This is a genomic window from Qipengyuania sp. ABI-127-1, from assembly GCA_022953095.1.
In the GTDB taxonomy this organism is placed as follows: Bacteria; Pseudomonadota; Alphaproteobacteria; order Sphingomonadales; family Sphingomonadaceae; genus Qipengyuania.
Genome location: JALJCR010000001.1, coordinates 1,071,873 through 1,093,958 on the forward strand (window position 1 = coordinate 1,071,873; position 22,086 = coordinate 1,093,958).

General features: G+C 62.7%; 22 protein-coding genes and 1 other RNA gene. 9 read left to right on the forward strand and 14 right to left on the reverse strand.

The genetic code is table 11. The annotated features are described in order from the left end of the window. Positions 1–12 precede the first annotated feature (12 nt). The 4 genes from MUY37_RS05240 to putP all read right to left on the reverse strand — a co-directional run bounded on the left by MUY37_RS05240 (position 13) and on the right by putP (position 4,452). Positions 13–681, reverse strand: a complete 669-nt coding sequence (locus MUY37_RS05240; protein WP_499194328.1) for an extensin family protein — start codon at positions 679–681, stop codon at positions 13–15. A 77-nt stretch (positions 682–758) separates the two neighbouring features. Then, complete coding sequence (locus MUY37_RS05245) at positions 759–1,130, reverse strand: VOC family protein (RefSeq protein ID WP_499194329.1); 372 nt, start codon at positions 1,128–1,130, stop codon at positions 759–761. Positions 1,131–1,141: 11 nt separating this feature from the next. Next, positions 1,142–2,932, reverse strand: coding sequence for a gamma-glutamyltransferase (ggt, locus tag MUY37_RS05250; RefSeq protein WP_499194330.1), 1,791 nt, complete (start codon positions 2,930–2,932; stop codon positions 1,142–1,144). A 41-nt stretch (positions 2,933–2,973) separates the two neighbouring features. Further along, complete coding sequence (putP, locus tag MUY37_RS05255; protein ID WP_499194331.1) at positions 2,974–4,452, reverse strand: sodium/proline symporter PutP; 1,479 nt, start codon at positions 4,450–4,452, stop codon at positions 2,974–2,976. Between the two features lie 199 nt (positions 4,453–4,651). Between putP and MUY37_RS05260 the strand changes: the two genes are divergently transcribed. Further along, on the forward strand, positions 4,652–5,497 hold the full coding sequence (locus MUY37_RS05260) for an outer membrane protein (protein ID WP_499194332.1): 846 nt from the start codon (positions 4,652–4,654) through the stop codon (positions 5,495–5,497). 73 nt (positions 5,498–5,570) lie between these two features. Here the strand turns inward: MUY37_RS05260 and typA are convergent, their stop codons facing one another. Further along, positions 5,571–7,391 (reverse strand): translational GTPase TypA, encoded by a 1,821-nt coding sequence (gene typA / locus MUY37_RS05265; RefSeq protein WP_499194333.1) that lies wholly within the window; start codon positions 7,389–7,391, stop codon positions 5,571–5,573. A 259-nt stretch (positions 7,392–7,650) separates the two neighbouring features. Here typA and MUY37_RS05270 point away from each other — a divergent pair, with 259 nt between their 5' ends. Continuing rightward, positions 7,651–10,332 carry a TonB-dependent receptor gene (locus MUY37_RS05270; RefSeq protein ID WP_499194334.1) on the forward strand — a complete coding sequence of 894 codons (2,682 nt, stop codon included), beginning with the start codon at positions 7,651–7,653 and terminating at the stop codon, positions 10,330–10,332. Positions 10,333–10,416: 84 nt separating this feature from the next. Further along, entirely contained in the window at positions 10,417–10,884 is a 468-nt protein-coding gene (locus tag MUY37_RS05275; RefSeq protein ID WP_499194335.1) for a GNAT family N-acetyltransferase, read from the forward strand. On the opposite strand, the gene MUY37_RS05280 is transcribed toward MUY37_RS05275, so the two are convergent. Together MUY37_RS05280 and MUY37_RS05285 are read right to left on the reverse strand one after the other, a co-directional pair. Beyond that, positions 10,881–13,388: an ABC transporter permease gene (locus tag MUY37_RS05280; protein ID WP_499194336.1), complete on the reverse strand. Its 2,508-nt coding sequence runs from the start codon at positions 13,386–13,388 to the stop codon at positions 10,881–10,883. The genes MUY37_RS05275 and MUY37_RS05280 overlap by 4 nt on opposite strands. Continuing rightward, positions 13,385–14,089: an ABC transporter ATP-binding protein gene (locus MUY37_RS05285; protein WP_499194337.1), complete on the reverse strand. Its 705-nt coding sequence runs from the start codon at positions 14,087–14,089 to the stop codon at positions 13,385–13,387. Before MUY37_RS05285 ends, MUY37_RS05280 begins: the two co-directional genes overlap by 4 nt. A 62-nt stretch (positions 14,090–14,151) precedes the next feature. On the opposite strand from MUY37_RS05285, the gene MUY37_RS05290 reads away from it, so the two are divergent. Further along, positions 14,152–14,838, forward strand: coding sequence for an arylesterase (locus tag MUY37_RS05290; RefSeq protein ID WP_499194338.1), 687 nt, complete (start codon positions 14,152–14,154; stop codon positions 14,836–14,838). Here MUY37_RS05290 and recF read toward each other — a convergent pair. Beyond that, positions 14,835–15,914 (reverse strand): DNA replication/repair protein RecF, encoded by a 1,080-nt coding sequence (gene recF / locus MUY37_RS05295; RefSeq protein WP_499194339.1) that lies wholly within the window; start codon positions 15,912–15,914, stop codon positions 14,835–14,837. The genes MUY37_RS05290 and recF overlap by 4 nt on opposite strands. A 229-nt stretch (positions 15,915–16,143) precedes the next feature. Between recF and MUY37_RS05300 the strand changes: the two genes are divergently transcribed. The 3 genes from MUY37_RS05300 to MUY37_RS05310 are packed head-to-tail and all read left to right on the forward strand — an operon-like array spanning position 16,144 to position 16,642. Further along, entirely contained in the window at positions 16,144–16,263 is a 120-nt protein-coding gene (locus MUY37_RS05300) for a recombination protein F (protein ID WP_115417264.1), read from the forward strand. 44 nt (positions 16,264–16,307) lie between these two features. Beyond that, on the forward strand, positions 16,308–16,424 hold the full coding sequence (locus tag MUY37_RS05305) for a recombination protein F (RefSeq protein ID WP_499194340.1): 117 nt from the start codon (positions 16,308–16,310) through the stop codon (positions 16,422–16,424). Next, on the forward strand, positions 16,421–16,642 hold the full coding sequence (locus tag MUY37_RS05310) for a PspC domain-containing protein (protein WP_499194341.1): 222 nt from the start codon (positions 16,421–16,423) through the stop codon (positions 16,640–16,642). Before MUY37_RS05305 ends, MUY37_RS05310 begins: the two co-directional genes overlap by 4 nt. Before the next feature lie 113 nt (positions 16,643–16,755). Here the strand turns inward: MUY37_RS05310 and MUY37_RS05315 are convergent, their stop codons facing one another. The 5 genes from MUY37_RS05315 to MUY37_RS05335 form a co-directional block, all read right to left on the reverse strand. Then, entirely contained in the window at positions 16,756–17,538 is a 783-nt protein-coding gene (locus MUY37_RS05315) for an SDR family oxidoreductase (protein ID WP_499194342.1), read from the reverse strand. Between the two features lie 2 nt (positions 17,539–17,540). Further along, positions 17,541–18,110, reverse strand: coding sequence for an NUDIX hydrolase (locus MUY37_RS05320; RefSeq protein ID WP_499194343.1), 570 nt, complete (start codon positions 18,108–18,110; stop codon positions 17,541–17,543). Between the two features lie 168 nt (positions 18,111–18,278). Further along, positions 18,279–18,953: a TPM domain-containing protein gene (locus MUY37_RS05325; RefSeq protein ID WP_499194344.1), complete on the reverse strand. Its 675-nt coding sequence runs from the start codon at positions 18,951–18,953 to the stop codon at positions 18,279–18,281. After that, positions 18,953–19,786 carry a TPM domain-containing protein gene (locus tag MUY37_RS05330; protein ID WP_499194345.1) on the reverse strand — a complete coding sequence of 278 codons (834 nt, stop codon included), beginning with the start codon at positions 19,784–19,786 and terminating at the stop codon, positions 18,953–18,955. Before MUY37_RS05330 ends, MUY37_RS05325 begins: the two co-directional genes overlap by 1 nt. Positions 19,787–19,797: 11 nt before the next feature. Beyond that, a complete protein-coding gene (locus MUY37_RS05335; RefSeq protein ID WP_499194346.1) occupies positions 19,798–20,421 on the reverse strand; it encodes a LemA family protein in 624 nt (207 codons plus the stop codon). A gap of 138 nt (positions 20,422–20,559) precedes the next feature. Between MUY37_RS05335 and mscL the strand changes: the two genes are divergently transcribed. Both mscL and ssrA read left to right on the forward strand, forming a co-directional pair. Beyond that, complete coding sequence (gene mscL / locus MUY37_RS05340; RefSeq protein WP_499194347.1) at positions 20,560–21,027, forward strand: large conductance mechanosensitive channel protein MscL; 468 nt, start codon at positions 20,560–20,562, stop codon at positions 21,025–21,027. Between the two features lie 69 nt (positions 21,028–21,096). Continuing rightward, positions 21,097–21,441, forward strand: a transfer-messenger RNA (tmRNA) gene (gene ssrA / locus MUY37_RS05345). A gap of 306 nt (positions 21,442–21,747) precedes the next feature. Here ssrA and MUY37_RS05350 read toward each other — a convergent pair. Beyond that, positions 21,748–22,029, reverse strand: a complete 282-nt coding sequence (locus MUY37_RS05350; RefSeq protein ID WP_499194348.1) for a hypothetical protein — start codon at positions 22,027–22,029, stop codon at positions 21,748–21,750. Positions 22,030–22,086 lie beyond the last annotated feature (57 nt).

Consider the following 22,086-nt stretch of genomic DNA (forward strand, 5'->3'; position numbering starts at 1 on the left):
GCCGGTTCGACACTAGCGGCAATAGCTGCCGCCACCATGCTCCAGATGGAAGTGATCATGGTGTGCCTTGTTGTAGTCTGGGCCGAGCACGGTGCCGAAACGCTTGCAGGCACTGCGATGAATAACCCGGAGAAATTCGCGTTCGCTTTGCGAGGCATTCCAGCCGGATCGAACCGAAATTCGTCGCCCGTCCGCGAGCACGAACGCCGCGACATCGACTGCTTCGGCGCGCGAATGCGCGCTGCGCCGCGCGGTTCCGGCGACATTGCGGCAGGAATAGCTGCCCATCGTTTCGATCTGTTGCAGCGGACTACCGAGGATCTGGCGTGCAGCGCGATCGACCCCGAAACGCGCCCATGCAGCGAAACTGTTGGCGAGCGGGCAGGCCACGGCACCGAGATTGGTCACTGCGAACTGGTGGCGATCCCCGCCGACGCCTTCGAGGCTCACGCTATTCGTGGTCGAACATCCGGCACCATAGTATTTGTCGGGCAGAGGGGCGAAGCGCGAACCCGTCTGCCCCAGTTCGGCGTGGCATTGCCGGGCCTCCGGCCGGGTGACACTGATCGGTGCCGAACCGGCCGTCCGCGCGCCCCGTTCGGCGGGCTTGGTTTGGGGAACCGCGCCGCATCCCGCCAGAGCAAGGGAAATGAGGAGAGAAAAGGCGGGATGCGGTCGCATGGAACGCATTATCTCGCAGCCATGGTTAACTTCCCGCTAACGCCCTCGGGGCAAGCGCGATCGGGCGAATTCCTGGCCTAGTCCGGTGCCTGAAGTTGTTCCCACAATTCGATCTTTACCCCGTCGGGATCGAGTATCCAGGCGAACTTCCCGTAACCTTCGTCGACATGACCGAGTATTTCGACGCCCTTATCCTTTAGCTGTGCGACCATTGAATCGCAGTCGTCCACGCGCAGATTGATCATGAATCCGCCGATACCGGGCTTGATGTATTCCCCGTCCGGGAAATGGCTGATCAGCGAATAGGGCCGGTCCCCCGTTTCCTCCGACCAGTTGAGCTGCGGTCCGTATTCGCCATCGATACCCAGCGTGTCGCGGTACCATGCGCGCGTCGCCGCGGGGTCCTTCACTATGTAAAAGACCCCGCCCAAACCGGTCACCTTCGCCACATTGCTCTCCCTCAATAGCCGCTCGCCTGCCCGTCCTTGCGCATCTCCGTCGCCCCGGTAAGCACGCCGGTTTCCGGATCTCGGGCGATTGCTTGATATCCGCCGAACATGATGCCGTTATCGACCACTTCCACCTTGTGGCCCATGGCGCGAAGCGCAGCGATCGTTTCGGCCGGAATACCCGGTTCGACGTGGAGTGTGCCGAGCGGATCGGCCGAAGACCCCGTCAACGGCTCGGTCGGCTGGCGACCGCCATCATGGTTGAAACGCGCTGCATCGCCCGCTTCCTGCAAATTCATGTCGTAATCGACGATATTGACGAGGATCTGGACGTGGCCCTGCGGCTGCATCCCGCCACCCATCAGGCCCAGCGTCATGTAGGGCTTGCCATCCTTCTTCACGAAGGCCGGGATGATCGTGTGAAAGGGGCGCTTGCCGGGCTCATAGGCATTGGGATGGGCTGGATCGAGGCTGAACAGTTCGCCGCGATCCTGAAACATGAAGCCCGTACCCGGCGCTACCAGCCCGCCGCCCATGCCGCGATAGTTCGACTGGATGAGGCTGACCATCAGCCCGTCGCCATCGACTACGGTGAGGTAGGTCGTGTCGCCTTCGCCCTCGAGCTTGGGTTCGCCAGGTCCGAATTCGGGCGTGGCCCTGGCGGGATCGATCAGCGCAAAGCGTTGACGGCCGTACTCCTCGCTCAGCAGCTCTTGAGGGAAGGGCGCGAAATCGGTGTCGGCATAAAAGCGCGCGACATCGGCATAAGCGAGCCGCTTGGCCTCGACCATGTAGTGCAGCGCTTCGGGGCTGCCGCGCTCCCACTGGGATAGGTCCACATTCTTGAGAATGTTGACCATCTGGAGCGCGGCGAAGCCCTGCCCATTGGGTGGAAGTTCGCACAGTTCGTAGCCGTCCTTGTATTCCGCGCAGGCGGGCTCGACCCAGTCGCTGGTGTGGCTGGCGAAATCCTCCCGCGTGAAGGCGCTGCCCTGATCCTGCAAATAGCCGACCATCACCTCGGTCAAGGCGCCGTCGTAGAAGGCATCGCGTCCCTCGCGCCCGATAGTCTCGAGCGTTGTGGCAAGGTCTGGGTTCTTGAACACCTCGCCCGCTTCGGGCGCGGCGCCGTCGGCGAACCAGACCTTGCGGGCATTATCGAATTCGAAGGGATGGATCTCTTGACGGGCAGTGTAGGCTCGCAGAGCGCGGTTGAGATACATACCTATCACCGGCGCGATCGGGTGGCCTTCGCGGGCATAGCGCACGGTGGGTGCGAGATTCTCGGCCATTGACAGCTTGCCGAACTTTTCGTGCATGGCGAACCACGCATCGACCGTGCCGGGGATCGTGACCGGCAGGGGGCCAACCGGGGGCAGGGCGTCCGCCCCGTCGAGCTTTTCGAGCAACTGGCCGAGCGTCTGGCCCTTGGGGCTGCGGCCCGACCCGTTGATGCCGTGCAGCTTGCCGCTCTTCGGATCGTAAATGATCGCGAAGAGATCACCGCCGATGCCGTTGCCGGTCGGTTCCATCAGGCCGAGCGCTGCGTTGGCGGCAATCGCCGCATCGACCGCAGTGCCGCCCGCCTTGAGGATATCGAGCGCGATCTGCGTCGCCAGCGGATGCGCGGTCGCCGCCATGCCGTGTTGGGCAATGACCGGGCTGCGTGCCCAGTTCGCACCCACGGGCCGTCCGCCACCGCCGATCTGCTCTTCGACCGTGGGTGTATCGGCAGCCTCCTGCGCGTTTGCCGGAGTGGCCGTGAGGGCAAGGGCCGCTACGCCCACCAGTATCGCTCGCATATCCGTCTCCTCCTATCGGGAGACGGTGTGGCGAAGCCGGGTCAGGCTGGCAAGGGGCGCTCGCTTGCGGCAGTCGCCTTGCTGACCAGCCAGATGGCGAGCCAGGCGGCGATGAAGCCCGGAACGATTTCGTAAAGCCCGGCATCCATGCCCGGAAGCGCGGCGTTCCAGCCGAGAACGATCCAGGCGATGACCACCGCCGCGCCGGTTACAAGACCTGCCACTGCGCCTGCGCCTGTCATCCGGTCCCATGTCAGCGAAAGGATGATCAGCGGGCCGAATGCCGCACCGAAACCGGCCCAGGCATTGGCGACGAGCCCCAGCACCTGGCTGTCGGGATCGCTTGCGATGGCGATAGCCGCGAAGGCGACCAGGGCGACGCAAATGCGGCCGACATTGACGCTTTCACGTTCCGATGCGTTGCGGCGGAAGAACAGTTTGTAGAAGTCTTCGGTCAGCGAACTCGAGGCAACCAGTAGCTGCGAGCTGATGGTCGACATGATCGCCGCCAGCAAGGCCGCCAGCAGGAAGCCGGTGATCAGCGGATGGAACAGCAGGTTGGCGAGCACGATGAAGATCGTTTCCGGATCGTCCACCACCAGTCCGTTGCGCTCGACAAAGGCGCGGCCGGCAATGCCGATGCCGATCGACCCGAGCAGCGCCACACCCATCCAGGTCATGCCGATATTGCGCGCCGGGCGGACTTTCTCGACCGTATCGATCGCCATGAAGCGCACGATGATGTGCGGCTGACCGAAATATCCGAGGCCCCAGGTCACTGCGCTGATAAAACCCAGCAAGGTGAGCCCGTGGGTCAGGCTGAGAAACCCTTCGACCGGGACATCGGTGAGCGAGCCGCCCGCGCTGCCGCCATCGCCGAACATCACCACCAGCGGCATCACCACCAGGGCGACGACCATGATCAGACCCTGGACGAAATCGGTCAGGCTGACCGCCAGAAAGCCACCGACCATGGTATAGGCGAGCACTACCAGGGCGGTAATCCAGATACCGAGCATGTAGTCGCTCATCCCGACATCACCAAAAGCGCTGGCAAAGCTCGCTTCGAACAGCTTGCCACCCCCCACCAGGCCTGCGGCGGTATAGACTGCGAAGAAGACCACCACGATCAACGCAGAGATAACCCGCAGCGCCACTGCTTTGTCAGGGAAGCGGTTGGCGAGGAATTCGGGAATGGTCAGTGCATTGCCATAGCTTTCGGTCTGCGCGCGCAGGCGCGGGGCGACCACGAACCAGTTGGCCAGCGCTCCGATGAACAGGCCGATACCGATCCACGCCTCGACCAGGCCGCTGGCATAAAGTGCGCCGGGCAAGCCGAGCAGCAGCCAACCGCTCATATCCGATGCGCCTGCGGACAGTGCCGCGACCGAAGGAGAAAGATTGCGTCCAGCGAGCAGATAGCCCTCGCTCGTGTCGGTAGAACGCTTCCAGGCCCAGAGACCGATCGCGAGCATGAGAATAAAATATAAGGCGAGTGAAATATATGTTCCCGTCTGCATGGTGCGGCACCTAACAGACTGAACCTGCGCTGACCACCGCAGCCTAGAATACCACATTGTGGGTCATTCTTTGCGCAGCGCAGCCATGTCTGTGGCAATTTTGCGACGGTTCCATTTGGTTTGCAAAAGTCTTTGGAACGCCTTTCCTTGTCGCACGTCTCTTCGACAAACAGGGTCCACATAAACTACAGGTATTCCAATGAAAAAATCGACAATTCTGGCCACCGCAATCTTTGCGGGCACTATCGCTCAGCCAGCAATCGCCCAAGATACCGATCCCGACTTCTTCGACGGCTTCTATGTCGGTGGCAGCTTTGGGCTCGATGCGATCGATGACGGGGCGGACGATGGCATCGTTTTCGACACCAATGGAGATGGCGAATATGGCGATGTCGTTCGCACCACCACCGGCGCGAACGCCTTTGGCCCGGGCTTCTGCAACGGGATCGCCAACGGGTCGCGTACCATCGATGGTTGCGGCGATGACAAATCGCGCTTCGGCTATGGCGTACGCCTTGGCTTCGACAAGCGTGTGGGCGATGGTCCGTTCGTAGCCGGCCTTCTCGTCGAAGGGGCGATGTCGGATTCGAAAGAGTATTCGAGCGGGTTCAGCACCACTCCGGCAAGTTACACCTTCGTGCGCGAGCTCGACAAATCGGTCGCGCTGCGTGGACGCCTCGGGATCTCGCCGGGCAGTGGCCGTGGTCTGCTGTATGTGACGGGCGGTCTCGCTTATGCCGACATCGACCATGATTTCGTCACCACCAATGGCGCCAATTCCTTCACCATGACGGACGATGGCGACTGGCAACTGGGCGGTCAGATCGGTGCGGGCGGCGAACTTTACTTGACCAATAACATCTCGCTGGGGCTCGAATATCTCTATTCGCGTTATGACGATGACGACGCCTATGTGCTGGTCGGTCCCGGTACGGCCCCCGCGACGAACCCGTTCCTGCTCGATTCGGGCCAGACGGGTCTGCGCCCGTCGGATTCCGACTTGGCGATCCACTCGTTCCGCACCACGCTGAATTTCCGCTTTTGAGTGTAGGTGACGACTGAAAAAGAAAGGGCCACCCTTGCGGTGGCCCTTTTTCGTTCGGCTTGACGTTGCGCGGCTATGCCTGCGCGGCGCGCTTTGCCCGCTTGCGCTCGTGCGGATCGAGAATCGCCTTGCGCAGTCGGATGCTTTCCGGCGTTACCTCGACCATCTCGTCGTCATCGATGTAGGCAATCGCCTGCTCCAGCGTCATCACGCGCGGCGGAGTCAGGCGGATGGCGTCGTCCTTGCCGGTCGAACGGAAGTTCGTGAGCTGCTTCGACTTCATCGGATTGACTTCGAGATCGTCGGGCTTGGCGTTCTCGCCGATAATCATGCCCTCGTAGATCTTTGCCTGCGGGCGGATGAACAGCTCGCCGCGGTCTTCCAGCGCGTTGAGCGCATAGCCCACTGCCTCGCCGGGGACCATCGAGATGAGGACGCCGTTCTGACGGCCTTCGATAGGCCCGCGATAGGTGTCGTACTTCTCGAACAGGCGGTTCATGATGCCCGTACCGCGCGTGTCGGACAGGAATTCGCCGTGATAGCCGATCAGGCCGCGGCTGGGGGCGGAGAAGGTGATGCGGGTCTTGCCCTGGCCCGAGGGGCGCATCTCGGTCAGCTCGGCTTTGCGGCGCTGCATTTTCTCCACGACCGTGCCCGAGTGTTCGTCATCGACGTCGATGACGACGGTCTCGAACGGCTCCATCTTCTGGCCGTTTTCCTCGCGGAACAGCACGCGCGGGCGGCTGATGCCGAGCTCGAAGCCCTCGCGGCGCATCGTCTCGATGAGCACGCCGAGCTGCAATTCACCGCGTCCGGCCACTTCGAAACTGTCCTTGTCGGCGCTTTCGGTGATGCGGATGGCGACATTGGTTTCCGCTTCGCGATAGAGGCGGTCGCGGATCATGCGGCTGGTCACCTTGCTGCCCTCGCGACCCGCAAGCGGGCTGTCATTGACCGAGAATTGCATGGCGAGCGTTGGCGGATCGATCGGCTGCGCTTCGATCGGTTCCTTCACCGCCGGATCGGCGATGGTGTTCGACACCGTCGCCTTTTCGAGGCCCGCAAGCGCGATGATATCGCCGGCTTCCGCATGCTCGACCGGCACGCGATCGAGACCGTCGAAGGAAAGCAGCTTCGTCGCGCGGCCGACTTCGATGACATTGCCGTCTGCGTCGAGCGCGTGGATCGGATCGTTGACGTCGATCTTGCCCGACTGGACGCGGCCCGTGAGCACGCGGCCCATGAAGTTGTCGCGATCGAGCAGTGTGGCGAGGAAACTGAACGGCGCATGGGTATCGAGGCCCGGAGCGGGCACGTGGTCGACGATCAGTTTGAACAGCGGCTCGAGATTGCCCTCGCGGGCGTGCTCGTCGTCGCTGGCATAGCCATCGCGGCCCGAGGCCCACAGCGAAGGAAAGTCGAGCTGGTCGTCGTTAGCATCGAGCGAGGCGAACAGGTCGAAGACCTCATCCAGCACCGCCTGCGGGCGCGCATCGCCGCGGTCGATTTTGTTGACGACGACGATCGGGCGCAGGCCGAGAGCGAGCGCCTTGCCGGTAACGAATTTGGTCTGCGGCATCGGGCCTTCGGCGCTGTCGACCAGCAGGATGACGCCATCGACCATGCTCAGGATGCGCTCGACCTCCGCGCCGAAATCGGCGTGGCCCGGCGTATCTACGATGTTGATGCGCGTTCCGTTCCACTCGACGCTGGTGCACTTGGCGAGAATGGTAATCCCGCGTTCCTTCTCCAGATCGTTCGAATCCATCGCGCGTTCTTCCACGCGCTGGTTTTCGCGGAATGTGCCCGACTGGCGAAAAAGTTGGTCGACGAGAGTGGTCTTGCCGTGGTCGACGTGGGCGATGATCGCCACGTTGCGCAGATCGCGGGACATGGATACTTGCTTTCTAATCAGGGTACCGTAGCGTCAGTGCACAGAGCATGCGACGCGTTCCGGGCGCGCCCCTAGCCGAGTTGCTGCATTGCGGCAAGGTGCCGCAGTGTAACGCGAAAGGCACAGTCGTCGGACGAGCTATGACACTCGTCGGCTAAATACTTGAGAGGCCATGCTGGTCTGGTAACTCGCCTCTGCTTGCGTATTTTTGGGGACTGCGCAGCAGACCATAATACGTATTGAGAGAAGAGGACCTTTCATGAAATTCATTACTTTCGGCCGCGCCGCGACCGTTCGTACCGCTTTGCTTGCCAGTGCTGCCGGGTTGGTTGTACCCGCCACCGCACAGGCGCAGGACGCCGGTGCAGACGAGGCAGAAGTCGAGGCACCCGCCAGTAACAATGTCATCGTCGTCACCGCGACCAAGCGCGAACAGACGTTGCAGGAAACCCCGGTCGCCGTGAGCGTGACCAGTTCCGAAACCATCGAGCGCGCGCAGATCCGCGATGTCGCCGATCTCGCCACCGTGGTTCCCTCGCTGCGCGTCAGCCAGAACCAGAGCTCGTTCGCGACCAGCTATTCGGTTCGCGGTTTCGGCACCGACGGCAACAATATCGGTCTCGAACCGTCGGTCGCGATGTTCGTCGATGGCGTCTATCGCAGCCGTGCTGTATCGCAGATTTCCGACCTTCCCGACATCCAGCGGGTCGAGGTTCTGCGCGGTCCGCAGTCGACCCTGTTCGGCAAGAACGCCAGCGCCGGCGTGATCTCGATCGTGACCAAGGAACCGCAGTTCGATTTCGGCGGCATGGTCGAGGCCAGCTATGGCAATTTCGACGCCATCGTGGCCAAGGGCTACGTGACCGGCCCGATCGCCGACTCTCTTGCCGTCAGCTTCGGCGGCGGTGTCAACAAGCGCGATGGCTTCCTCACCAATGGCGTCGACGGTCAGGACATCAATGACCGGAACCGCTGGTTCACCCGCGGCCAGCTGCTGTTCGACAATGGCGGCCCGCTGCGTGTTCGCGTCATCGGCGACTACGATAAGATCGAAGAGCGTTGCTGCGGCGTGATCAATGTCGCGCCTTCGGCTGAGATCGGTGCGATCCAGTTGCTCGGCGGACAAGTCAACGATTTCCGCAACAATCCGGATGGCGATGTGGTCTTCACTGATGTGGACCCGGTCAACGAAGTCGAGAATTACGGTATTTCGGGCCAGATCGACTACGAACTCGGCGCATTGACGCTGACCTCGATCACCGCCTATCGCAAGACCGGCCTGATGGCGGATCAGGATGTTGACTTCACCAGCCTCAATGCGGTTAGCGGTGCGAATATCGGCGATGCCGACATCGACACCTTCACGCAGGAACTCCGGATCGCCTCGGACTTCGATGGTCCGCTCAACTTCCTGATCGGCGGCTATTACTTCGACGAGCGCGTCGATACGTCGGACCAGATCGTCTATGGTGACGGCTTCCGCCCCTACGCCAATCTGCTGCTGCAGGGGGCGACCGGCGGTACGCAGACTGTCGACTCGCTCGAAGCCACGCTGTCGGCGCTCAACGGCACCGACTACACTGGCCAGTTCTTCGCCAGTGGGCAGGGCTTCTTCAACAATATCGTGCAGGACAATGAAGCCTTCTCGATCTTCGGCAATGTCGATTTCGAGATCACCGATCGGCTGGTGCTGACCCTTGGTGCGAACTACACCAAGGACAAGAAGCAGATCGTGACCAACTCGACGAGCACCGATGCGTTTTCGAACGTCGATCTGGTGGCATCGGGCAACCGCGCGATTTTCGCTCAGGGTCTTGCAACCCAGGTCGGTACGCTGCTCGGCCTCGGTCGCCCGGCAACGCAAGCCGAGATCGGTGCCTTTGCCGGCGGCAATCCGGCTGCCTTCGCACAGGTCTCGGCGGGTGTGCAGGCCTTCGCCGATGCGAACGACACCAATCCCGCCGTCAACTCGTTGCTGGCGCTCACCCCGTTCCAGTTCCTGCCGCCACTGCAGAACTGCCCGAACGCGGTGGAAGATTGCTCGACCAATGACGACGACTGGAGCTGGAACGTCCGCCTTGCCTATGAAGTGACCCCGACGCTCAACGTCTATGCGAGCTGGGCGACTGGCTACAAGGCGCCGAGCTTCAACCTGTCGCGCGACAGCCGTCCGCTTCCGGCCGATTTCGCCGCGCTTCGGGCACAGGGCCTTGCGGTCACCAATCTGCGGCCGGGAACCCGCTTTGCCAATGCCGAGAATTCGGAAGTGTACGAAGTCGGGATCAAGGGCAATTGGAGCCGTGCCGCAGCAAACCTGACGGTGTTCCAGCAGTCGATCAAGGACTTCCAGGCGAACACATTCACCGGAACCTCCTTCATCCTGTCGAATGCGGGCAAGCAGGAAACCTTCGGTGTCGAGTTCGATGGCCAGTTCTATGCCAGTGACGAACTCACGCTGAACGTCGCGCTTACCTATCTCGACGCGCAATATGACAGCTTCGTCGCTTCGCCGGTCGGCGATCTGTCGGGCGAGCCGGTTGCCGGTGTGCCCGAACTCTCGGCAGTCTTCGGCGCGCAGTACGACAAGGAAGTCAATTCCAATGGCGACCGGATCATCCTGCGCGGCGATTTCTCCTATCAGTCGCCGGTGCAGGTGGTTGACGGGCTGACGAACTTCATCGTGGTCGACCCGGTGACGGGCGCGCGCGACTTTGGTCCCGCACGCGCAGCGGCAGCCGCTTTCAAGCGGGAGGTCAACAGCCTCAACGCCTCGCTCACCTATGCTTTCGACATGGGGCTGGAACTGACCGTTTGGGGGCGCAACCTGCTGGACGATCGCTATATCAGCACGGTTTTCCCGGCAGTGGCCCAGGGCCAGGCGATTTCGGGTTATCCGAACCAGCCGCGCACCTATGGCGTGGCGGCGCGGTTCCGCTTTTGATCGAGCGAACAATTGGATAAGGGGAGGGGGCTTTCGAGCCCCCTTTTCTTTGTCTAACGCGCGTGATGCGGCAAAGGTCATGGCATGCCTGTCGCCATTCGCCCCCTGACCGAGGAGGAGCTGGAAGAAGCCAGTGCGGTGTGCCTGCGCTCCAAGGCGTACTGGGGCTACGATGCCACTGTCATGAAAGCTTGCCGGGACGAACTGACCCTGAGCGCAGCCGATCTGGAAGGCGGTTTATCAGTCGGCATGCGGGAGGGCGGTACGCTTTTGGGTGTCGCTCAAGTGATCTGCGAGAGCGACAACTGGGAACTGGAGAAGCTGTTCGTCGATCCGCCTGCCATGGGTAGGGGCGTCGGCAGCCAGCTATTCGCCTGGGCTGTGGCAGCGGTCGGGGCTCGCGGCGGGCATACCATGAGTATTGCCGCCGATCCGGAGGCTGCCGATTTCTATCGTAAAATGGGTGCGGTCGATGCCGGACACGTGGCTTCGGCATCGATCCAAGGGCGGTGCCTGCCGCTCCTGCGCTACCGGATCTTGGGCGGAAGCTAGAGCGCCCGCAGCGCTTGCGCCGGTTTGGCCCGCAACAGCGGCAGCGAGGCGCCGATGGCGAAGGACAGAACTATGGCGATCCCGAGGCCAAGGACCGCGATCACCATGCCCCAATCTGGCAGCCAGTCGAATTCGAACAACTGGGTGACCACCAGCCAGGCAGCGAAACTGCCGATGCCGAGCGCCACAAGCGCCAGCGCGCCTGCCAGAACGACGTATTCGATCAGCTGCATGACCAGCACTTGCCTTCTGTCGGCGCCGAGGACGCGCAGGACCACGGTATCGTAAGTGCGTGCAGCGCGCGCTGCGGCGATCGCCCCCAACAGAACGGCGAGGCCCGCCAGCACGGCCACGCTTGCCGCGGCCAGCGTGGCAAGCCCTACCTGTTCCAGGATCGTGCGCGCCTGTTCGAGCACGCCGCCGACCTCGATCACCGAAGTGGAGGGAAGTGCCGCGACCAACGCCTGGAGCAGCGGGCCCGTCGGTGTGCCCGGACTGAGTTCGATCGTCGCCGCGAGGTTGTGTGGCGCGTCCTGAATTGCATTGGGGCTCAACACGAAGACATAGTTGAAGCCCATGCTCTCCCAGTCGATCCGCCGGGTGTTCGCGATCCGCGCTGTGCGCTCGATACCCAGCACGCCGAAGGTCAGCATGTCACCCACTTCCAGGTCGGCGGCTGCGGCGAATTCCTCGTCGACCGAGACCAGCGGTTCGCCGTCATAGGCAGGCCCCCACCATTGTCCCTGGGTCAGCTCGTTGCCCTCGGGAAGCGTATCCGCATAGGTTAGGCCGCGTTCGCCGCGCAGCGCCCAGGCTCCGTCGGGGATTTCCTCGAGGTCGAGCGTGCGGGTCATGGCGCCTTCTGGCCCGAAGGCGAGGACCGAGCCGCGCAGCGCCGGGACGGTCCGCCAACTCGCATCGGGATCGGCTTCGCGAACCAGTGTCTCGAACTCGGTGATTTGGTCGCGCGGAATGTCGAGCACGAAATAGTCGGGCGCACGGTCGGGTACGCGCTTGGCAATGTTCCCGTCGATCGCGCTCTGGACGGCGGCGAGCAATACGAAAGCGGCAAGGCCGAAGCCGAGCGCCGTGACCAATGCGCCGGTGGACGAACCGGGCCGATGCAGATTGGCGAGCGCATTGCGGGCGATGGGGCTCTTGGGGCGGGGCATGGCGCCGGCGAGCTTGCGAATACCCAGACCAAGCAAAGCGAGGAGGGCGAGCACCGCAGCGGCCCCGGCGAGAAACCCGCCGGACAGCATCGGATTCTCGGCCGTCAGCAATGCGAGCGCGACGATGGCGGCGAGGCCACTGCCGACCACCAGCAAGGCTTGAGGATCGCGTGCCAGTGGGGCGACACGTGCGCGCATCAGAGCCATCGCGGGAAAATGGCGTGCGCGCAGCAAGGGCGGGGCCGCGAATACCAGCGCTACCAGCATCCCATAAGCCAGCGCCAGCAGGATCGCGCCAGGATCGAGGATGAGGCCGCTGGAAACCGGTAGCAGTCCGTCTAGCGCGGTTGCCAGATGGGGCACGAGAGCCACGCCAACGGCAATCCCGGCGATACTGCCAATCAGCGACGCGGCCACAATCTGCAAGGCGTAAATGCGCGCGATATCGCTGCTGGAAGCGCCGAGAATCTTGAGCGTGGCGATGCCTTGCCGACGGGCATCGAGATAGGATGTCACGCCGCCGCCGATTCCGATCCCCGCGATCACCAGTGCGGCAAGGCCGACCAGCGTCAGGAATTCGCCCATGCGGTCGACGAAACGGTCGGTGCCCGGTGCCGCGCGCTCGGCCGTGTCGATATCGAAGCCCTGCGAGGGAAACCGTTCCTCGAGCGCCTCGCGCGTATCACCAATGTCCTGATTGCCCGAGAAGCGGACCCGGGTCTTGGTCTGGTACATCGAACCCGGTGCGATCAACCCGCCGCGTATGGGCATGTCTTCCGCCACGATGACCGTGGGGCCGAGCTGGAAACCTTCGCTCAACCGATCGGGTTCATTGGACACGATACCGCCAACGGTCAGCGTTTCGGTGCCGATGGCGATGGTGTCGCCCGGCGCCGCGCCGAGGCGGTCTGCCGCACCCTGCGACAACCACGCCTCGTCCGGGCGGGGCGGGCCGACCGAGCGGCCGTCTTCCAGCGTCAGTTCGCCATAGAGCGGGTAGGCGGCATCGACTGCCTTCAATTCGATCGGGGCGGCCTGCTCGCCAAAGCGCGCCATTGCCTGCATGCGGATGCCAGCGGAAACATCGCCGAGGTCCTCGAGTGCAGCGCGCTCCTCCTCGTCGAGACCGCGTTGCCAGAGTTCGACCTGCAGATCGCCGCCGAGATATTCGCGGCCATTGGATTCGATCTCGCGCTCGATCGCTGCGGTGAGTGATCCGATCGCGGCAAGCGCACCGGTGCCCAGAAACAGGCAAACCAGCAGCAGGCGCAAGCCGCGGAAACGCGCATTGAGATCGCGCCGCGCGATACGCCAAGCGGTGGTCCAGCTCATGCGGCGCTCTTGGCCGACTGCGTATCACTGACGATACGCCCGTCGGCGAGCTGGAGTACGCGCTGGCAATGTTCGGCCAGCTCCGGATCGTGCGTGATGACCAGCAGTGTCGCGCCGGTTTCCGCGCGGCGGGCGAAGAGCAGTTCGACGATTTCGTGGCCGGTCGCGGCATCGAGATTGCCGGTGGGTTCGTCGGCAAAAATAAGGGCGGGGCGCGGCGCGATGGCACGGGCGATGGCAACGCGCTGTTGCTCGCCCCCTGAAAGTTGTTGCGGGTAATGGTCCAGCCGGTGGCCGAGGCCCACCGCTTCGAGTTCCGCCCTCGCGCGGTCCTGAGCATCGTTCTCACCAGCCAGTTCCATCGGTGTGGCCACATTTTCCAGTGCAGTCATGGTCGGCAGCAGGTGGAAAGCCTGGAGCACGATCCCGATCCGGCCGCGCCGGGCGTGGGCCAGTGCATCCTCGTCCATCGTGGCGAAATCCTCGCCCGCGACCGTCAGCGTGCCGCCACTCGCGCGTTCGAGGCCCGAAAGCACGGCCATAAGCGAACTCTTGCCCGACCCGGAGGGGCCGAGCAGCGCCACGGTCGAGCCGAGCGCGATGTCGAGATCGATCCCGCGCAGAATATCGACCGGCGCTTCCTTGCTGCCGAGCGTGAGAGTGAGGTTACGGGCGGAAATCGCGGCTTGAGAGTTCGTCACGAGACTGCGATGGCATGGGGTCCAGGCTGGCACAAGGAAACTCGCCGATGCGGCTAAGGCATTTGTCGATTACACTTATCGTTTTCTCACTGACTGCCTGCGGCAGCGTCGAGGATGTTGCGGAAGCGCCCGAGGCAATGAGTGACGATGTGGCAGCGGCTCCCGACATCGTGGTCGACGGCCCCGAGCGCCGTATCCTGGCCTTCGGCGACAGCCTGTTTGCGGGTTACGGCCTGGAGGAGCAGCAGGGCTATCCCGAGCAGCTCGAAGACGCGATGCGCGGGCGGGGTATCAATGCGCGCGTCATCGATGCAGGTGTATCGGGCGATACGAGTGCAGCCGGTCGTCAGCGGCTTGCCTTCACGCTCGACGCGCAAAGGGTAAAGCCCGACCTCGTGATCCTCGAACTGGGCGGAAACGACATGCTGCGCGGCATCCAGCCGGAGCAGACGCGCGCCAATTTCGAGGCCATGCTGGAAGAGCTGCGGGGCCGCGAAATCCCCGTCCTGCTTATGGGCATGCGCTCGCCGCCCAATTATGGCGAGGAGTATCAGCAGCAGTTCGATAGCCTTTATGGAGAACTCGCGCGCGAATACGATGTGGCACTGGTGCCCTTTTGGCTCGAGAGCATTTACGAGGACCAGAGCCTGTTTCTCGACGATCGTATCCATCCCACCGCCGAAGGTATCACCGAGCTGGTCGAGGATACGGTGGACGATGTCGAAGCGGCGCTGCCGCCGGCCGGTTAGACGCGCTCCACGGCTCCGCCGTTCACCCGCCAGATCGCTGCTTCTTCCGCAATCGAGCTGAAAGGTGCCGGTTCGGTGCCCGTCATCCAGACCTGCGCTCCGCTGCTGCGCAATTGCTCGAACAGCGCCGCCCGGCGGAGGGGGTCGAGATGGGCTGCCACTTCGTCGAGCAGCAGCAGGCCCGCGCGTCCCTGCGCTGCGAGCCCTGCATGCGCCAGCGTCATGGCTACCAGCATCGCCTTCTGTTCGCCGGTTGAACTTTGCGCTGCAGAAACACGCTTGGCCGCGTGGATCACGTCCAGCTCGTCACGATGCGGACCTTCGAGAGTACGCTGCGCGGCCCGGTCGCGCCTGCGATTGTCGTAGAGCGCCTGGCTGAGCCCGTCGGCATGATCGGGCGCACCCGGATTATAGGTGAGAGCCGGGCGGGCAAAGGGCTCGGCCGGCATTTCCGCCAGGCGCACGGCGAGCGTTTCGACCAGTCGCGCGCGGCCCTGCATCAGCGCGGAACCATGCTGGACCATTTGCGCCTCGATGGCATCGAGCCACGCGCTTTCGAGTTCGCGCGTGTCGGATAGCAGGCGGTTGCGTTCGCGCAGCGCGGCATCGTAGCGGGCGGCATGGGTTGCATGGGCGGGATCGAGGGCGAGCGCGAGGCGGTCCATATAGCGTCGCCTGTCGCTCGCCGGCCCGGTGAACAGACCGTCCATTGCGGGAGTCAGCCAGGTGACGGCGAGCCATTCGCCGAGACTGGTCGCGGTGGTCTCCGCCCCGTTTACCCGCACGCGGCGTCGCCCCGGATTGGCGCTCTCCGCATAGGTGCCGAGACGGACAGTTTCGTCACCCTGCACGAGACTTGCCCCCACTCCGAAGCCGGTTTCGCTATCGCTGCGCACCATATCTGCCAGCGCGGCGCGGCGCAGCCCGCGCCCCGGCGCGAGTAGCGAAAGTGCCTCGAGAATGTTGGTCTTTCCCGCACCGTTCTCGCCCACCAGCAGGTTGAACTGGCCGGTCTCGCCCAGCTCGGTCGCGGCATGGTTGCGGAAGTCGGTAAGGGAGATGCGGTCGAGCGCCATAGAGTGCCACGCGCGATAGCGCGCGCTGCCTCATACCGCCACTCGAAAGGCGCCATTCCAACAATTGGTAAAATTTCCCAACCTTTCGGATTGATGAACGAGTGTGCGCGGACGAGTTCAGGTGGGAATGGCTGTTTTCCGCGGTTTCTCGATTTTGGCACGCCGGTTGCAATGTATTGGGCATCCCGGATGGTCCGGAGAAAACAAGCCAAGGTTCAAGGAGTTACCAATGTCTATCTTCGATTATGCCAGCAACCGCGCCGTCGCCGCCGTCTTCGCTCTCAGCGTTTCCGCGATGTTCATGGCCGCAGCCATCATCCCCGCCAGCCCAGCCGGCCTCGTCGCCTGATCGGTTCGCTGACCGCCCAACCTTGACCCCGAAGGAAAGGAATTATGTTCTCTCACGAAAATAGCAGCAGGCTTTTCGCAGCTGCCTTCTCACTGGCCCTGTCGGCGGCCTTCTTCGCCACGGCCATTCTCCCCGCCTCGCCCAATGGACTGATCGCATGAACGACCTGAAATTCCGCGAAACCGACCACGCCGTTCGTCCCGCCAAGAGCTTCGCGCTCGATCGCACCGGCGGCAAACTGATGGGGGTCTGCTCCGGCATCGCCCGCTATTTCGGCATCGATGCCACCTGGGTCCGCCTGGGCTTCGTTGCAGGAACGCTGCTCGGCTTCGGCAGCTTCATCCTGATCTACCTGGCAATCGCCCTGATTGCCGACTGAGCACGGCCACTCGCCAGACCGACCCGGTTTTCATGGGGCGGCCGTGCCCACCAGAACTTGAGAAAACCGGGAGGGGCCATCTGGCCCCTCTTGTGATTCCGGCCTCCAACTTCCTACATCGCGGAAATGCCGCCATCGAGTTTCAGCTCGGCGCCAGTCATGAAGCGGCTCTCGTCGCTCGCCAGATAGACCACCGCATTGGCGATATCATTGGGCTCGCCGACGAATTTGAGCGGTATCTGCCGCGCTAGCTTGTCCAGCAGCACTCCCTTGTCGAGATTGTGATGCTTGGCCGTCCCGTCGAGGATCGGCGTGTCGACGAAGGTCGGGTGTACCGAGTTACAACGGATCTGCATGTTGTTCTTGGCGCAGTGCAGCGCGATCGATTTGGACAGCATCCACACCGACGCCTTGCTGGCGTTGTAAGCAGGCATGGTATCGCTGGCGATCAGTCCGGCGATGCTCGAAATGTTCACGATCGAACCAGGCGCGTGTTCGCGCATGAGGGGCAACGCCTTTTGGCAGCCGTGAAAGATCGAATCGACATTGATCGCGAAACAGCGCTTCCAATCATCGAAATCGCAGGTCTCGATATTCCCCGCGACGCCGATCCCGGCATTGTTCACCAGCACGTTGAGTCCGCCGAGTTGTTCGCGTGCGGCATTGATTGCTGCTTCCCAGGCGTGTGGATCGGTGACGTCATGCGCGATTGAAAACGCCGTGCCATCGCCCAGCGCCTCGTTGATCAGCGCTGCGCTCTCCGCCGCGCCTTTGCCGTTGATGTCGGTGCACAGCACCCGGGCGCCTTCTTCGGCAAGCCGCGTCGCATGCGCGCGCCCGAGGCCTTGGGCCGCCCCCGTCACCAGGGCGAGTTTGCCCGCACACCGTCCAGTCATTGTCACTCTCCTGTCAGAATCCCTTGTCCGAGCAACAGGAGCATGCGCACGTCGATCCCGCAACCTTGGTTTCGTTTAGCAACGATAAAACTGGGCAGATCGGCCAGCGCTACGCGATGGACGGTGATGTTCTCGCCTTCGGTCCCGCCGCCTTCGGAGATCTTGGTCAGATCGTGCGCGCGGACCATGGTAAAACTCTCTCCGAGGAGGCCGGGCGAGGAGTAGAATTCGCCACAATCCTCCAGCCGCGCCGCGCGATAGCCGGTCTCTTCCTCCAGCTCGCGGGCCGCGGCGGCGAGCGGGGCTTCGCCTTCGGTCTCGTCGCCGATCAGGCCGGCGGGCAGTTCGAGGCAGCTTCTGCCCATCGGCACGCGGTACTGTTCGACCAGCAGGACATGGCCGTTCTCGACCGCGAGGATGACAGCAGCGCGTACGCCACGCGGACGGGTCACATATTCCCAGCGGCCGCGCTTGCAAGTAGTCAGGAACTTGCCCTGCCAGACGATCTCCTCGTCCGCGTCATGATCGGGCACCGTCAGACTGGGCGACAAAGGCGACACCGTGTCACCCATGGTATTATCCTTTCAACATTTTGAATTTGAACATTTTCCATGCCGTATCGCCCGGGTGACACTTCGACGGAGGCCCCCCCCCCGGAGACGCGTCAGGGGCCTCGCCATCCTCGTGGCAAATCGCAGCGCAGTAGGAAAGGCAAATGGTCCCTCGCCCGGGCTGGGCGATCAGACTTCGATCAGCCGGTCGGGCAATTCGTTCTGGTCGTCCTCGGCGCGCGGGAAATGTTCGGACAGGACCTTGCCCACATCGCGCACACCGGCTGCGAGACCTTCCGCAATGCGGCCCTCTTTGATCTCCGCCAGCATGTCCGCCATCGCTTCGCCCCAGACCTCTGCCGGGACCTTTTCGGCGATCGGCTGGTCGGCGACAATCTCGGCGCGGTGCTCGCGCATCGAGAGATAGAGGAGCACGCCGGTACGGCCGTGGGTGCGCCGTTCGGCGCCGACCTTGAAATGCTTGATCGCCCGCGCACGTACCCGCGCGGTCTTTACCGGACTGGGGGTAAGGGCGAAACGCAACGGGTCCCAGCTCAGCAGCAGCCAGCCAAGTGCGAAGGCCAGCAGCCCTAGCGAAATGGTCATCGTAGCCAGCTCGCCCGTGGTCCACACATGCGTCCATCCGCCGACCAGTGCGTCCCATAAATCCATGAAGGGTTGCGGGACCATCGCAAACAGGCTCATCGCCGTAAAGGATAGGGCGACTGCCCAGACGAGCACCACGTCGCTATAGTCGTCGCTGCGGTCGGCCAGCACGGTGACGATCTCGCCGCTCGTGGTCAGTTCGGCCTCGGCCACGGCGTCGGATACGATTGTGTGATCGGCTCGCGATAAATAGCCCATTACCACCCCCCCGAGGCGCCGCCGCCCCCGAAACTGCCACCCCCGCCGGAGAAGCCGCCAAAGCCGCCGCCTCCGCCGCCGAAGCCGCCACCGCCGCCGCCCCAGTCGTCGTCGGAGAGGCCGCGGGCGATCGCCTTTCCGGCTTCCCACAGGATGATGTCGCCCACCGCGCCGCCGATTCCGCTGCGGCGATAGCGCCGTCGGCGCCCACGGCCGAACATCGGCAGAATGAAGAAGAAAAAGATGAAGCCGAGCCAGATCAGCGCGCCAATGGGAAAACCGCCGTCGCTCTCGCGCGCCTCGCTGCGTTCCTGCGCGATACGTGCAGCCTCTTCGGGCGGCAGTTCGAGCTGGGTGATAATCTGGTCCGCGCCCCAGGCGATACCGCCCGAATAATCGCCATCGCGGAAGAAGGGCTTCATGCCCTCGACATATTCGAAGGCGAGCCCGTCTGGAATAACCCCTTCGAGCCCATAACCGACCTCGATACGCATTTTCCGCTCGTTAGGCGCGACGATAAGCAATATGCCGTCATCGTTTTCGCTATCGCCGAGCGCCCATTCACGGCCCAGGCGATAGCCGTAATCGGAAATCTCGTATCCCTCGAGATCGGGGATCGTGGCGATCACGAACTGCCGCTGGCTACGCTCCTCGAACGCGTCCAGCTTTTCCGTCAGCATCGCCTCGGTGGCATCATCGATGATGTTCGCCGCGTCGACGACCGGCGCGCTGCCGCGTTCGGGAAAGGTCTGCGCGGCAGCGGGCAGGGCAAAGCCCCAGAGGAGGCCAAGCCCCGCCACCACCGGCAGGATTAAACGTGCAATCATGCGCATCGTCGCGCCGTTCAGTTCGCGGCGTCGCTATCCGAACGCATGTTGAGTTCGGGGGCGACTTCCGCGCCCTGCGCCACCGCTTCGTAGGGAACCATCGGTTCCGCGCCGTGGATGATGTTCGCGCCGATCGTGTCGGGGAAGGTGCGGATCGTGGTGTTATACTGGCGCACCGCTTCGTTGTAATCGCGAATGGCCACACGGATGCGGTTCTCCTGCCCTTCGATCTGCGTCATGAAGCGGCCGAAGTTCTCCTGGCTACGCAGTTCGGGATAGGCTTCGACATTGGCCATCAGGCGCGAGAGCGCGCCGCCGAATGTGTTCTGCGCTTCCTGATACTGCGCCATTTTCTCCGCATCGCCGAGATCGTCGCCATCGAGCTGGATTTCGGGGCGCGTGGCCGACGCGCGGGCCTGAATTACAGATTGGAGCGTCTCACGTTCCTGCTCGGCCGAACTCATTACGATTTGTTCGAGATTGGGGACGAGATTGGCCCGTTCCTGGAACGCGGCTTCGACGTCTGCCCATTTGGCTTTGGCGGCTTCCTCGGCAGCGGGGACCGAATTGATCCCGCAGGCTGACAGCGCAAGTGCCGCGGCAGCGACGATGGAGGTGCGAAATGCAGCCAGGCGGTTCATGAACGTTCCTTCTAATTGGTCAATGTGTCTTGCTTAGATAGCACACCTTGGCGGGCAATCAAGATTAACGCGTTCTTGTGACGGGAATGCGGCCATGGCAGGAATGAGGCCGATCACAAAGGTTAGGGGACCGTCCACGTGTTTAAAGAATTCAAGAAATTTATTGCCAAGGGCAATGTGATGGATCTCGCGGTCGCGGTGATTATCGGCGCGGCCTTCGGAGCGATCGTCAAGTCGTTGACCGACGAGATCATCATGCCGATCGTCGGAGCCATCTTCGGAGGAGCGGATTTCAGCCGGTATTTCATCCTCCTGAGCGTCCCTGAAGGTTATGAAGGGGCGATGGATGATTACGCCGCTTTGCAGGAAGCCGGCGCTGCGATGATCGGCTATGGGAGCTTCATCACCGCAGCCATCAACTTCCTTATCCTGGCGTTCATCGTCTTCCTGCTGGTGCGTTATGCCAAGAAGGTAATGGCCGAGTTCGAGGAAGAGAAGGTAGCTGCACCCTCCGGCCCAACCGAACTCGATCTGCTCAAGGAAATCCGCGACGAATTGCGCGCCGCCCGGCCCGATTACGCTCCGGAAAAAGGCCCTATGGGATAGAGTGGGGCTCGGTCTGTGCGGGCCAGTGCAGCGCCGTTTCGCGACCACGGACCATCTACGCGAGCCCGCTCACTTCACATTAAGCCTCGAATCGCTATATGGGATCTGCCGGTTTCGACCGGATATGGCGATAAATGGCGCTGTGTAATAGGTACAACGGACCCGGGGGCAGTACCCGGCGGCTCCACCATAACCCGCTGTTAATGGGCGGTTTTTGATGGGGCCGAACTAGGATCGACGTGTGCTGAAAGACAGTGTTTTCGCCCGGGCTGAGTACCCCGTAAAACTGTTCACAACACACAAGTGCCAATGACAATGAAGCACTCGCTCTTGCTGCGTAATCTGATGGTCTAACGGCCTGATCTTACAAAGCTAAAGCGCGGTCGGACCCACCGGGCAACAGAAGCGGATTCCGGGGCTCCGGGGGTAGCTAGCAACAGAAACCCCCACCGCATTCCGCACAGTCAAGTAACCCCGCGTGCGTTCACGCCAAATGCCGCCATGAACCTCATGGGCGCCCTCGCGGCCGTGCATATCCCGGGCGTGCGATCTGGAGTGTGGCAGCGGCGTCCTTCCCCCTTTCCGACCGCCGCCGATGCGCCCGAAACAGCCGTCTTCCAGCGGGTGACCCGGACCGCGGCATGGAGTGTGTTTTCCCTCGATCGGTACCCAGGAAGTTCGCCTTCCCGATCCGAAAATGGGAGTATCGGTATTGCCGCGTCAGTCGATATCGGCGTTTTGCCGCTCCATCGCCTGGGCTTCGCGCTCGTATCTGAGCGCATCGAGGATCTTCGCGCCGCCGAGGAAGACCGCGCCCGCCGTGGCTGCGAACAGCAGGTAACCGCCGACGCCGGGATATTCGACCGTGTAATGCGCGCCGCGCGTCATCGCGCCCAGGGCGAGTGCGAATATGATCAGATACGCCTCGAAACGCGTCTTGATCACGAATAGCCGTTTCACCCTGGTAAGCACGTGCGCGTCGATCTCCTGGTTAACGACCATACCAGCAAAGCCCGTGCCAGTGCAGGGCTTCCGCGCGATTTGGTGGTTAATACAAGC